Below are 12674 nucleotides of genomic sequence, written 5' to 3'. Positions count from 1 at the left end.
GCTACTGCTATTTATTTTCTTGCAGATCAGACAATGAATGGGTGATATTGTTATTGTGAGTCACCACAATCGCCTCATCAATAATACGCTGGCTCACGCCTTTTTTGCGTAATGTCTCAATAAAAACTTCATCATGGGCAAGCGTATAGTCTTGATGGTCACGATCAAGACCTTGACGGATATATAGGCGAATCAAGCCTTGAATACGCTTAAATCCAAGCTCTGATGCGGTCGCCGTTAAAAGCTCAATCATCTCTTCAGAGAGGCGAATACTGATAGGGCGCATGATTTTTTGCGGATGATCAGAAAACTTATTTTTTATACGTGCAGGTATCATAATAAACCATTACTATTAGTGAGTAGGAATAAAGCACTCAGGCAAAACTGACTTAGTCATATGTACTCTTACCATACAACAAAAGTCCCCAAAAGAACACCGAAGCTGCATTAATAGCCATATTAATAAAGGACTAATAAATACAAGCCAAAAAAAGACCTCCATCAAATAAGTGATGAAGGTCTTTTCGTATATGGCTCTCCAACCTGGGCTCGAACCAGGGACACACGGATTAACAGTCCGTTGCTCTACCAACTGAGCTATTGGAGAATAATTGGTAATAACATCAAGTTTTACAAAGGCTTTAATATGCCCAATTGCTTATCTTGTTTGCGTTATGTGGGGCACATTTTAGCCAAGTAGTCATGAGCTGTCAACCTTATTATGAGATTAATTATAAATCTAATCATAATTGTCTAAATATCGACCATAACACCATTATTTTATCTACTTTAATAACATATTGATGACTCAATAATAGAACAGCCATTATCTATTTGAGCAAACTATTAAAGCAAAAAAATATCCTTACCGTATAATTGATATAGATAAATATCGCGCATCAAGATAAAGGACAAAAGCAGTGACCACCTTAAAATATATTGCTCATTATTCTGAGGATATCCAAAATCAAGCTGCCATGTTGATTAGTAGTGGCAAGTTGGGCGATTATTTGGATAAAAACTATCCCGAGAGACACCAAATCCAAAACGACAAAGCGTTATATCACTATATTAATGACATAAAAAATCAGTATATGCGCAAAAGCAATCCATTGTCTCAAGTGACTTATAACAGTAAGCTCACCGTACTCAAACATGCGCTGGGTATTCATACTTACCAGTCTCGCGTGCAAGGCAGTAAGCTTAAAGCGCACAATAGCATTACGGTCGCAAGCTTATTCAAAGAGGCGCCGCCTGAGTTTTTGCGGATGATTGTTGTTCATGAGTTGGCGCACTTTAAGGAGCAGGAGCATAACAAAGCGTTCTATCAGCTGTGCTGTCATATGGAGCCTGATTATCATCAGTTGGAGCTGGATACGCGTTTGTGGTTGCAATGGCGCGAATGCTGATCTATCGTGGTTGGCATAATAAGGTGGATGAATAGGATAGGCTATGGTGTCGTCAGCGCAACAAGGGACTTTAGGCCATAAGCAAACCTGGCTCCTTCCTCTGCTTTGTCTGCTCGCTGGCGGCGCTTTAATCGGTATTTCTACCAATTTGGCAAAATATGCAGGCGAGATTGGTCTGACGCCACTGGCATTTCTGTTTTGGTCTATTACAGGTGCCGCAGTTATTTTGTTTATTTATGCACTGTGGCGTCGTGAGCTACCGCCTTTAAACAAACCTATCCTCAGCTATTATTTTGTTGCAGCATTGGTCAGTGTTGCAGGTTCCAATTTAATATTTTTCTCAGCAATTCCCCATGTTGGCGCAAGTTTTGTCGCCTTGATTATCTCCTTGCCGCCGCTGCTTACTTACCTTGCTGCAATCGTGTTGCGTATAGAGCCATTTACTAAGCTTCGTGCACTTGGCGTGATCGCGGCACTTGCGGGCGCGGGCATATTGGCAGCACGTAAGTTTTCTGCGCCAGATGCCAGTGTATTTTGGATCGTCTTGACGCTTTGTGGTCCTGTTCTGCTCGCCATTGGTAATATTTATCGGACGCTATATTGGCCAGCCAATCTCTCTGCTAGTGCGCTTGCGCCTGGTATGCTGATTGCTGCATCAGGATTGCTAGCTCTGGTCAGTATTGTTCCTCATTACTCTTTAGCGGTTCCGATGACAGGGCTTTTACCGCTTGGTGTAATTGTGCTACAAGCATTTGTATTTGCTGCGCAGTTTTTACTGTTGTTTTTACTGCAAAAAACGGGCGGTCCTGTGCTGCTGAGCTTATTAGGGGCAGTAGGGGCGGTAGTCGGTGTACCAATTGCTATTTTTTTACAAAATGAAAGCCCACCAGAAGGGCTAATCCTAGGCGCTTCATTAATCGTGCTGGGGGTAATATTGGTCACTTATGGTGGCGTAAAGATGATGAGAGCAGAGAAAGGGTCAGTAAGTGAATGATATGCCAACCTGCCAGCATTGTTATCTGAATGTCATGTTTTGTTAAAGTCACTATGTTAAACGCCTGACTGTCTTGATTGAGCCTAAGGGTTATTTGGTATAATGCAAAAAATACATGAGATTGCATTATGAACGCCTTTACATCCGATTCTAGCCCTACCTTCAAACGTCATTCTTATAAACTCTTGCAAAGTACAGTGTGGTTAGTTGCTGCATCCGCCTTATTTGCCTGTAGCCAACCTGACAGTAGCGCGTCCAATGCAAGCTCCTTACAAAATGACGATGGCGCAGCAGTCACCGCAAATGTTGCTGAATCAAACGCTCAAACGGAATCGGCAATAACAACGCCAGCCAGCAATCCAGATTTATTAAAAAACGTCTCAGCAACGGTCTACAAAGATGCCAATTGCGGCTGCTGTAAAGACTGGATTAGTCATGCAGAAGACAATGGTCTGAGCGCCACTGCGCACGATGTTACGGATTTGGCAGTATTTAAAGAGCGCTACGGCGTACCAACTGAGATGCGCTCTTGCCATACTGCTGTCACAACCGACGGTTACGTCTTTGAAGGTCATGTACCAGCCAAATATGTGGCGCAGTTTTTAGAAAACCCACCAGTACAAGCCCTAGGTCTTGCGGTACCTGGTATGCCAGTTGGTAGTCCAGGTATGGAGTATCAAAATAAATTTGCCCCTTATCAGATTATGCAGCTTAATAAAGATGGTACTACTGAGGTCTATGCTGATATTGTCTCAACCGAGCAACAGCTATAAGCTAGCGCTTTTTTGCTTTGTAATACCTAAATTAAATCGTTATTAGCCAAGGCGGTACCATGAATAATAAATTAAGCACCTTTGCTCTCGCTACCAGTGCCTTATTGGCAGTAAGTGCCTGTCAACCAGCCAATGAGAAGGTTGACGTGACTGCCACAGAAGATGCTGCATCGCAAAAGGCTGTACAAGAAAATACTGCTGCAGCGGACCCGCATGCAGTTCATGATATGAGTGCAGGCGCTATGGTCGCTGACGGCACACCAATGACGGCTATGCTCAAAGAATACACTGACTCAATGACCAAAATGAATGAAGATATGATTGGTATGGATTATAACGATCCAGATGCAGCATTTGCTCAGGGCATGCTTGCTCATCATATTGGCGCGGTAGATATGGCAGAGATTGAGCTAAAATATGGCACCGATACAGAGATGCGTAAGCTTGCACAAGAAATCATCGACGCCCAGCAGTCTGAGATTGAGCAGATGAAAACATGGCTTGCCAACAATCCTGATAGCAAAATGCCAACAGCGGATACCAAAGCCATGCAGCAAGCTTATGCTAAGGGTATGGATGCGATGCATGGTGACATGATGAAAGGTATTGCTGACCCAGTACCAGATATGGCATTTGCTCGTGGCATGTTACTTCATCATACTGGGGCAGTCGATATGGCAGAAACGCAGCTTAAATATGGTAAAAATCCTGAGATGCGTAAGCTGGCGCAAGAGATCATCGACGCCCAGCAGCCTGAAATTGAGCAGATGCAAAGCTGGATTGCAGCAAATAAAAGTTAAATTTAACACCTAAACTTTAATACTTAAACCTTACTATAATGAAATGTAGACCCTATATTTACTAAGTATTTTGCAATTCGAAGTATAAAAAAGCAGCCTCTAGAGGCTGCTTTTTTAATATGAGTAGCTCAAAAGGCTATGGTAAGAATGACTACTTTTCACCACACTCACAGCATTTTGAACAGCGATCACATTTATCACAAGTTGATGCCGCGCTACAGCCGCACTTTGGGCAGGTACAGCCAGTACTATAGTGGATGGTCGGTATCAATGAGTGTACGCTATCTTTAGAAATCATTTTCATAACAAATCCTTGTCCTTGATCGTTTATTCAGTCTGGCAATAATCGCTACCGCAATCAGTGGTTTTATTGTTAATACATTATAATAAATAGTGCTCGTTAACATAAGTTCTCTGCTGATAAAACGGTGGAGATAATTTTGTTAAAGTAATCGTTAGATAAGTAACTATGACGAATATTGTAGTGGCTGATGTTAGAGCACATAACTGGTTACGATTATCTAAAACCACGCTTAGTATATGACAGAAAAAAGGAGTATAAGTATTCTGGTTATTCCTTTTCTGGACCTAAGCTATGTATGTGGGCATACCGTATCGGTTATTAAATAAATTTATCGTTGTAATAAGCCTTATTGGTGTCGGTGTTGCCTTAATTGACAGTGGTTTTACATTGTCCGCATGGTTACAACAAGTGTTTCACCTGTTTTATCTGAGTATAATTTTACTCAGTTTTGTCACTACGCTAAGACGTTATATACGTCCAAAAATACGCCTGACGGTCAATAAAGTAGCTGTCTTTGATTTGCTGACCAGCATTGCCATTTTAATCTTGCTCGTCCTACATTTTACTGAATTGTTTCAATCGGGGTTGTCTACGCCCGCTGATGGTTTTATTGCCATCAAGATTGCCGTACTAGTCACTTTCATCCGTGAAATATCAGATAATAATTTTAGTCTTAACCGAGCCTTTTTAAACCCCGGTCAATTTTTTATCTTAAGTTTTTTATCAGTGATACTAGTCGGATCATTATTGCTAATGATGCCAAATGCTACAAATCAACCCATCTCCTTTATAGACGCCTTATTTACCGCGACCAGTGCCGTCTGTGTAACTGGATTGATTGTTGTCGATACCGCAACCCATTTCACTACCTTTGGGCAAGTGATTATCCTAGGTCTTATCCAAATTGGCGGTCTTGGCATCCTAACGTTTGTGACTTATTTTAGTTACTTCTTTAAGGGTGGTATCAGTTACGAGACCCAGCTTAGTATCAGTGAGATGACATATTCGCCACGTATGGGCGATATGGTGACAACCTTAAAGTCTATTTTATATGTCACCTTTGGTATTGAGGCACTGGCAGCAATACTGATTTATATAAGTGTTTATGATTTGGCAGGCATGAGCATATTTGAGCGTTTATTCTTCTCTGTATTTCATGCCGTTTCGGCATTCTGCAATGCTGGATTCTCTACTTTTAGTGCAGGGTTATACGATGAATCACTGCGCTTTAATTATCCTTTACAGCTGATTATCAGTATTACCTTTTTATTTGGCGGTATGGGCTTTTTGATTGTCGTTAACTTGCTCCGCTATCTGCGTCACCGTATGCAAAGAGCGCTGTGTCGTGATGGACAGCGCTATGCCTACCAGCCGTGGCTGTTGAGTATCAATAGTCGGATCACTTTAATCACCTCTGGCGCTTTGCTGTTAGTAGGGCTGATTGGGGTGATGATGTTTGAATATCATGGTGTGTTGGCTGAGCACAGCAGCTGGTATGGCAAGCTGGTAGCGGGGCTTTTTACTGCTGCGACACCGCGAACCGCAGGCTTTAACAATATCGATATGAATGCCTTGGCTTTTCCAACCATCATGCTGACCATTTTTTTGATGTGGATTGGGGCATCTCCAAACTCTACTGGTGGTGGTATTAAAACCAGCACCTTTGCCATTGCTTTCCTAAATACGTTGAGTTTGGCACGTGGACAGACCAAAGTTGAAGTGTTCAAACGCGAAATTGCAGATAACTCAATTCGCCGTGCGTTTTCTGTTATGTGGTTGTCCTTATTGGTCATTGGGCTGGGCGTGACTTTGATCAGTTATGATCAGCCTGAGCTTGATTTGATTAAAGTGATATTTGAGTGTTTTTCAGCTTATAGCACGGTGGGCTTAAGCTTGAACCTGACCACGGAGCTGTCTACTTTTAGCAAGCTTGTGGTGTCATTCATTATGTTTGTTGGGCGTGTCAGTATGCTGACGATTTTTATTGCCTTACTCAAAAATAGACATGAGCGTAACTACCGTTATCCAACGGAAGAGATTACTATTAACTAACCCGTCCCATCACTACCACTATAGTATAGAGGTGAGTGAAAAGGAGTATTATGAAATTCATTATCGCAGGTTTGGGCAGTTTTGGCTCTTCGCTTGGTATGGCGTTGACCAGTCAAGGTCATGAGGTCATTGCTATCGATAGCAGTATGCAAAAGGTTGAAACCTATAAAGAAGTGATTACTCATACCATCTGTATGGATGCGACCGATGAATATACGGTCAATGGTTTACCGATTAAAGATACTGATATTGTCGTGGTAGCTATTGGTGAAGACCAAGGTGCCAATGTCATGGCGACCGCGCTATTTAAAACGTTAAAAGCACGGCGTTTGATCAGTCGTAGTATCAATCCACTACACGAAAAAGTCCTACAAGCGATTGGGGTTGATGATATTTTTCATCCTGAGAAAGAGGCGGCAATGCGCTGGGCAAAACGGCTGTCCTTGCGTTATTTTGTAGACTCGTTCGAGTTAAGTGACAACTTTAGTATTGTCGAGATTAGTATTCCTACTGATTTGATTGGTAGAACCATCGGCGAGCTACAGCTTGAACACCGATTTAGTATCAAATTGCTCAGCACCATGCGTTATGAGCACTATGAAGACAGCTTCGGTCGTATGCAAACCAAACCAAATATACAAGGCTTGGCAGCACCTGAACAAGTACTACAAGATAATGATGTGCTGGTCATTTATGGTGCTAATGAACATATTAATAAGTTTTTACGTAGTGTTGGGGTTAAAGCCCGTTAAATAAGGAAAGAGGCCATGAGAAAATATCGAGTATCTATGCTATGTCTGACTGCCCTGATATTGTTTTCAGGCTGTGATCAGTCTATACAAGATCCAAATGTGATGTTTTCAGAGAAGCATAAGGACCCAATTCAAGAGCTGGAAAAAACGTCAAAAGAAACGGATCACAGCCAGTTTGGCTACAAACAAACGTTTTATGTGCCCATATATTCGGACATTTATACCGATCGAGACAATCGCAAAGTATTGCTTTCTGCGACACTCAGCGTACGTAATACTACGTTAAAAAAATCATTATATATCAATAAAATTGATTATTATGATACTGATGGTGCCTTAGTAAAGTCCTACTTAAGAGCTCCTATTGAGCTGCCAGCGATGGCAACTCTCAATTATATTGTCGAAAAAGAAGAGGATAAAGGGGGTTCTGGTGCCAACTTTATCATTGAAGTAGAAGGGGTGGACGACACCGTTACGCCTGTCATTGAGGCAGTCATGATTGGTAATTTTAGCAATAAAGGCTTTGCTTTTAGCACGGAGGGTACGCCTGTTGTGCATTGATAAATGTATGCCTCAGTGTGAATAATCATCAAGAGTTTCATATCTATTAAGATTTGAGTGTCGAGAATCTACTGATGAACGTATTAGATCTAAGCAAAGGTAGATCGGTTTTGTGAAAAGACTTATCTTCACTCTTGCTGTTTTCTTTTATAAGGTTATTAATAATACACGGTCACAGTCACCCTATCAGAATAGGTATTAGGGGTGACATCAGTGTTCGGTACAGTAACGTACACTGTATGGGCTTTCGCCGCACCATCTCCTGTACCTGTTACACCATTGGTGAGGGCGGCATAAGTATTTCCGTTATTGCCCCATTCTGTACCGCTTGCATCAGATTGTAGTTGATAAGGTAAGGTAGGCTCGGCATTGGTTCCTGTCATAACGCCCTGACCATTTATATCCTTATTCGAAGGCGCTAAGCCAATATTATAAAAAGTCGTATTGGTACAGGTGACATTGATAAGGTTGCTTGCTGAACCTATCGTGGGCACAGTTGATGCCGAAACGCGTCCAAGATCCAATACACCTGCCGTAGTAACTGCGCAGTGAGCGTCAACAGATGCCTGACTGGTATATGTAAATGCGTAGGTTGAGGTATCAGTAACCGCCAGACAATCATTAGGCGCACTACTGCTATCCACTGAGTTCACAGTCATATATATCTGATTATTAAGTGTGTAATCTCCTGAAACCAGCTGCGTCTGCCCAGCGAGTGTTTGCGCATATACTGTAATATTGCCTTTGATAAGTGTGCTACTCCCATCACTACTAAGTGTCAGTTGTAGCGGATTGGCTTTACTAATAGGCGCACCATGGCTTGAACTTGAAAATAAATCAAAAGCCAATGTTGTATTGTTCGGTCCAAGTAGCTTGTGGTCATCGGTGTTCAAAGGACCAAAGGTATAGCAAATTCTAGCAGTTGACGCGCGTCCCTCACTGCCTCTGCATTCATAGTTAATGGTCGCTGAGGTTGAGGTTGTACTTGAGAAGGGATTGACAGGACCGAAGTTTAAATTACTGATGGTGTTACTCGCTTGAGTACAGCTAATAGCGGCATTTGCGGTTATAGGGTTGGCTAAGAATAAACCCACTACTAGTATGATCAATAGATGATAGCTTTGAAGTCGTAACATTATTGTACCTTTTTACAGATAAAAGGACCGAGGAGCGGAATCTCATCGCCTTGCTTGGTGTACTTAAAGCGCACAGTACAAATGCCATCAGCAGGGGTAGTGACCTCCAGTGTATTGTGGGCATCCAATGTATCCAAATATACCTCACCATCAAAACCCACTACAGTGGTTGGCGTATCTTCGTTGGAGATCAAGGTGACTTGACTACCAAGTGCAATCGGTTGCTCATCGCTATCGATTAATACAATGGTTGCTGAGCGCACAGGGGTAATATCAAAAGCGACCATAACTCCGGCACGGTCGGTTGGGGTTGCGTCCAGACTGACTTTATTAATACGTAAGTCAGCAGGCAACTGCATGGGGTCGATAGCAATCTTATTCTCTTGATAGGCATTGAGCGGTGTCACTAGCAGCAGCCCGCGGTGGTTGGTCGTGCCAATAGGATTGTTTTGCAATAGGACGGGCACATCAGCGATACCGCCAGTCGATACCACCGCAAATCCGCTATTAATTTGGCGCGCAGGAAACATGCCGCCGCCCATCATCACAAGTGACCCTGTGCCACTGGCGTAAGTGGCATAGCTGTCATCATTACTACTGATACCAGCCTGAACCCGTCCGTAGCGTCCAAGGTAGCTCAGCTCAGCCAACGCGCCTGTACTGTCTTTAGTATTACTATTTAAGCTGTCGTCTGATTGGCTAGCCGCGCTGTGGCGTACCTGCGCGCGCCAATCAATGCCACCTGCGCTTGGCGCTGATTTTGAGATATCTGCTGTGATGATGTCTTGCGCTGCGGTGTGTTGCAAGCTATTTCGCATTGACATATTGCGATCTAGTGATAGCGATGCGCCTATCGACAGGCTACTTTTTGCTGATTGGTCAAAGTCATGGTTATAATTGAGGTTCATACTTACTCGTCTGCCAAAGGATTTGGACCAAGAGACACGGGCAAATTGCGTGTCCTCTTTTTCAGCTTGGGCAACCTGATGGTAACTTAGCCCAAAATTACCGAGCGTCGGTATGCTATAACCAGTAGATATTTGCTCACTTCGATGTACAGGGGCATTGCCATATTGGGAGCCTACATCGCGATATACACCAGAAGTTCCCAGCGCATTAAAACCAATGTTAAAGCGACGATTATTCCATGAATAATTGGTGCTGTACTGCATGCCGCTTTGTCCCTGACTATGGCTTGCGGCTAGCGAGGCAAACAAAATACCACCAGCGCGCCCCAATAGCCAAGTCCCACCGACACCTGCATTGGAGAGACCGTGCGTCACTTCGGCATGGGTTTCAGCGGTAAAACGGTTGGACACCCCATGGCGCCAAGTTCCACTGGCGGCAAGCGCATCCCCATAATCAAAAGATTCCGTCCCATAATTTTCACGCACTGCGCCCATCTCAACTGACCAATCAGACAGTCCGGGCTGGAGCAGTCGATGGGTGTCATATAAGGAAAAGTTTAGCGTCTTGCTTTGACCCAAGGCATCGGTGACCACCAGTTGCGCCGTTCCTGCGCCACTGATACTAGGCGCGGTGTCCAGCTCAAAGGGACCGGCGGGCACCTCACCGCTATAGTGTTTAAGACCATCAACAAACAGCTCTACCTTTGAGGGTAGAGTTGCTGAGCCAAAAAACGATGGCAACGGTGTGGTCGAGCGATAAGGCTGCAGATTAAAGTTGGTGCCGATTTGTAGACCGCCCAAACGTGTCGACCGCGTCCACGATAATGCACCGGTCAGAATATCGCCTGCCCGAACCGTCAGCAGCTTATCAGGGAAGGATTGACTCCAGCTAGTATCAAGGCGCACGGTTTGACCCTTCCACTGACTGTGGCGACTGTCATTAGCAGCCGTATTTGCAGTCGTTAAGGCGGTAGAGCTGACCACGCCAAGCGCATTAAAGGCGCGCAGCTCCGTATAGGCGCTCAGACTTTTAGTGCTATTCTGAGTTTGACTGCCATACAGGTCATAGTTTAATAACAGACCGGGCGAGGCGCTCGCTTTTGGGCGCTTATTGGTGCGCGTACTATGGGTAGTCGTATCTAGCTTGAGCATATCGAGTGGAGCAATAAGGGTGAGTGTTTGCTGGCGTGCATCGTAGTCAATATTCAGCTTAGGTAGGCTGTCAAGGGCGATAGGGTCACGGCTTGCCTGTAGCGATGGAGGCAACACAAAGCTCAGCTGTTGCAAGATAGCTGCTGTTGCCCAAAGGCGCTCATCACGGTAGTCGAAGTGTACTAGACCCTTACTGGCACCATTCAGCGTGACGTCCAGATATAAATCCAGCCCTGCATCGTCATCATCACTATAACGGTCCAAATCAAGCTGAGCCAAATCCGCATCTATATTAGCCTGAGCAATGGTATCCGTTTGAGCCTGAATTGTAGGCTCCATAGCTTTCGCAACACGCAAAAAAGCAGCGTTGGTATCAACGCTGCTCGTAGAGATATCTTCACTCAGTGCCGCGGCGTGGCTAATAGATACTGCCACACCTTGCAAAAAAACGACTTTAGCGAGTGTTTGTGTCCAGTGTGACGTCAGGTGTCGTCTGTGTACCATTTAGCATAACCTTGAATTTACCCCCTGAAGTTAGCACGGAGGGTGGTATTTTCAGTGTCCAGTTCATAGTCGCACCGGGTAACACATAACCAAGCAAACCGGGATAGAGCTCCGTACTCGTACCTGCCGCATCACTAAAGCTTAGCCCCGCCAATTGCGCATGCCCATTACCGCGATTACTCACGCGCAGCTTGACCGCCTTGCTATCCGATTGCAGATGAGTACTCCACTGCAACTGCGCACTGGTTTTAGTCACGCCAACAGGCTGTATAAAGACCGGTAGCGAGTAGCTGAGCGCAAACTGTAGCCCGCTGGTATTCTCGGGTAAATTAACTGGCACCTCATTGACCAACAATCGGTACGCGTCCTCTATAGCGCCTGCACCTTGCGGCGGTGCTTTGGCGCGGATAATGCGTACCAGCTGCCGCTCACCGGGCTGTAGCTCAATCATCGGCGGACTGGCGAGCAGTCCTCGCGATGGGATAAGCTGGTCACCTGTGCCATCCTGAGTCCACTTCTGTACGCGTACCTGCGCCTGCACCACAGTGTTACTGGTGTTGCTGAGTGTCAGACCACTCGCTGTCTCGCGTGCCTGTAAGCTTAGCGAGATGGGCGATACCTGTAAACCCGCTGCCACTGCCACACTAGAGGACAATAGCAAGGTGGAGATAAGAAGAGTAGGTCTTAGCATGCGTTGTAACTGAGGACTTAGCATGATTATTAATAAGATACATTAACAGTAATAGTATCTTTATATAAGCTTGGCGAGACATTACTAGTACTACCTGCTTTTATATAGACTATATGTTCTTTAGCAGTAGTCGCCATACCATCGCCTGTGCCAGGAACTCTGTTCTCACTTTCAGCAACAGCATTGTTACCCCAAAGAGCTGTATGACCTGCATTGCTAAACATCTCATAGGATATTTGTTCTGTACCACCAACTCCTCCTAGCATAACCCCTGCACCAGCTATACCTGTATTTGTTGTTAGCCCAAGTTTATAAGGCGTTGTATTAGAGCAATTAACCTTAACAGGAGTAGAAGTAAGGTTTGACTGATCACTAGTACCAGCGACAGTATTACCTAACCCAACAGTAGAACCTGCTACTACATTACAGGTTTTTGTAACAGTCATATTGACATCAAAAGTTCCAGATTCAGCAGCATTCGCAGACATTACAGCAAAACTACCAACGGCAAATACGGCCGCGGTCATAACCGATTTTTTAAATAACATAGTCAATTTCCAAAGGATTAGGTTTTTTAGCGTTTTCAAAAATATAAAATTTAGGATTCAACTGAATACTAAAATTTACCGTAGTAAGAT

At 44.2% G+C, this 12674-nt stretch carries 13 protein-coding genes and 1 tRNA gene; 8 read left to right on the top strand and 6 right to left on the bottom strand.

Going from position 1 to position 12674, the window contains the following annotated elements; all coding sequences use genetic code 11:
* Window positions 1-7: 7 nt before the first annotated feature.
* A complete protein-coding gene (locus tag PCRYO_RS09405) occupies window positions 8-337 on the bottom strand; it encodes a hypothetical protein (RefSeq protein ID WP_011514160.1) in 330 nt (109 codons plus the stop codon).
* A 194-nt stretch (window positions 338-531) separates the two neighbouring features.
* Window positions 532-607: transfer RNA gene (locus tag PCRYO_RS09400), tRNA-Asn, on the bottom strand.
* Between the two features lie 313 nt (window positions 608-920).
* Here PCRYO_RS09400 and PCRYO_RS09395 point away from each other — a divergent pair.
* The 8 genes from PCRYO_RS09395 to PCRYO_RS09365 all read left to right on the top strand — a co-directional run bounded on the left by PCRYO_RS09395 (window position 921) and on the right by PCRYO_RS09365 (window position 7645).
* On the top strand, window positions 921-1409 hold the full coding sequence (locus PCRYO_RS09395; protein ID WP_011514159.1) for a M48 metallopeptidase family protein: 489 nt from the start codon (window positions 921-923) through the stop codon (window positions 1407-1409).
* A gap of 43 nt (window positions 1410-1452) precedes the next feature.
* A complete protein-coding gene (locus PCRYO_RS09390; protein ID WP_011514158.1) occupies window positions 1453-2403 on the top strand; it encodes a DMT family transporter in 951 nt (316 codons plus the stop codon).
* A 128-nt stretch (window positions 2404-2531) separates the two neighbouring features.
* Complete coding sequence (locus tag PCRYO_RS09385) at window positions 2532-3176, top strand: DUF411 domain-containing protein (protein ID WP_011514157.1); 645 nt, start codon at window positions 2532-2534, stop codon at window positions 3174-3176.
* A gap of 59 nt (window positions 3177-3235) precedes the next feature.
* Complete coding sequence (locus PCRYO_RS09380) at window positions 3236-3976, top strand: CopM family metallochaperone (RefSeq protein WP_011514156.1); 741 nt, start codon at window positions 3236-3238, stop codon at window positions 3974-3976.
* A 119-nt stretch (window positions 3977-4095) separates the two neighbouring features.
* On the top strand, window positions 4096-4230 hold the full coding sequence (locus PCRYO_RS13430; RefSeq protein WP_264623023.1) for a hypothetical protein: 135 nt from the start codon (window positions 4096-4098) through the stop codon (window positions 4228-4230).
* Window positions 4231-4571: 341 nt separating this feature from the next.
* Complete coding sequence (locus tag PCRYO_RS09375) at window positions 4572-6332, top strand: TrkH family potassium uptake protein (RefSeq protein ID WP_011514155.1); 1761 nt, start codon at window positions 4572-4574, stop codon at window positions 6330-6332.
* Between the two features lie 50 nt (window positions 6333-6382).
* Complete coding sequence (locus PCRYO_RS09370; protein ID WP_011514154.1) at window positions 6383-7084, top strand: potassium channel family protein; 702 nt, start codon at window positions 6383-6385, stop codon at window positions 7082-7084.
* A 15-nt stretch (window positions 7085-7099) separates the two neighbouring features.
* A complete protein-coding gene (locus tag PCRYO_RS09365) occupies window positions 7100-7645 on the top strand; it encodes a DUF3124 domain-containing protein (RefSeq protein WP_011514153.1) in 546 nt (181 codons plus the stop codon).
* 158 nt (window positions 7646-7803) lie between these two features.
* Here PCRYO_RS09365 and PCRYO_RS09360 read toward each other — a convergent pair whose 3' ends face one another.
* From PCRYO_RS09360 to PCRYO_RS09345, 4 genes are read right to left on the bottom strand one after another with little or no spacing between them, the layout of a single operon-like run.
* On the bottom strand, window positions 7804-8781 hold the full coding sequence (locus tag PCRYO_RS09360) for a Csu type fimbrial protein (protein ID WP_011514152.1): 978 nt from the start codon (window positions 8779-8781) through the stop codon (window positions 7804-7806).
* Entirely contained in the window at window positions 8781-11345 is a 2565-nt protein-coding gene (locus tag PCRYO_RS09355; RefSeq protein ID WP_226939358.1) for a fimbria/pilus outer membrane usher protein, read from the bottom strand. Before PCRYO_RS09355 ends, PCRYO_RS09360 begins: the two co-directional genes overlap by 1 nt.
* Window positions 11296-12036 carry a fimbrial biogenesis chaperone gene (locus tag PCRYO_RS09350; protein ID WP_041753576.1) on the bottom strand — a complete coding sequence of 247 codons (741 nt, stop codon included), beginning with the start codon at window positions 12034-12036 and terminating at the stop codon, window positions 11296-11298. Before PCRYO_RS09350 ends, PCRYO_RS09355 begins: the two co-directional genes overlap by 50 nt.
* Window positions 12037-12065: 29 nt before the next feature.
* Window positions 12066-12584 (bottom strand): Csu type fimbrial protein, encoded by a 519-nt coding sequence (locus PCRYO_RS09345; RefSeq protein ID WP_011514149.1) that lies wholly within the window; start codon window positions 12582-12584, stop codon window positions 12066-12068.
* Between the last annotated feature and the right edge of the window lie 90 nt (window positions 12585-12674).

It is taken from the genome of Psychrobacter cryohalolentis K5, assembly GCF_000013905.1.
Lineage (GTDB): Bacteria > Pseudomonadota > Gammaproteobacteria > Pseudomonadales > Moraxellaceae > Psychrobacter > Psychrobacter cryohalolentis.
Note: the sequence above shows the minus strand (reverse complement) of the source record. Positions and strands in the feature narration are given on the sequence as shown.

Coding starts and splice junctions, on each gene's coding strand:
- PCRYO_RS09405 (WP_011514160.1), bottom strand. CDS start 337: ATGATACCTGCACGTATAAAAAATAAGTTTTCTGATCATCCGCAAAAA.
- PCRYO_RS09390 (WP_011514158.1), top strand. CDS start 1,453: ATGGTGTCGTCAGCGCAACAAGGGACTTTAGGCCATAAGCAAACCTGG.
- PCRYO_RS09385 (WP_011514157.1), top strand. CDS start 2,532: ATGAACGCCTTTACATCCGATTCTAGCCCTACCTTCAAACGTCATTCT.
- PCRYO_RS09380 (WP_011514156.1), top strand. CDS start 3,236: ATGAATAATAAATTAAGCACCTTTGCTCTCGCTACCAGTGCCTTATTG.
- PCRYO_RS13430 (WP_264623023.1), top strand. CDS start 4,096: ATGAGTAGCTCAAAAGGCTATGGTAAGAATGACTACTTTTCACCACAC.
- PCRYO_RS09375 (WP_011514155.1), top strand. CDS start 4,572: ATGTATGTGGGCATACCGTATCGGTTATTAAATAAATTTATCGTTGTA.
- PCRYO_RS09370 (WP_011514154.1), top strand. CDS start 6,383: ATGAAATTCATTATCGCAGGTTTGGGCAGTTTTGGCTCTTCGCTTGGT.
- PCRYO_RS09365 (WP_011514153.1), top strand. CDS start 7,100: ATGAGAAAATATCGAGTATCTATGCTATGTCTGACTGCCCTGATATTG.
- PCRYO_RS09360 (WP_011514152.1), bottom strand. CDS start 8,781: ATGTTACGACTTCAAAGCTATCATCTATTGATCATACTAGTAGTGGGT.
- PCRYO_RS09355 (WP_226939358.1), bottom strand. CDS start 11,345: ATGGTACACAGACGACACCTGACGTCACACTGGACACAAACACTCGCT.
- PCRYO_RS09350 (WP_041753576.1), bottom strand. CDS start 12,036: ATGCTAAGACCTACTCTTCTTATCTCCACCTTGCTATTGTCCTCTAGT.
- PCRYO_RS09345 (WP_011514149.1), bottom strand. CDS start 12,584: ATGTTATTTAAAAAATCGGTTATGACCGCGGCCGTATTTGCCGTTGGT.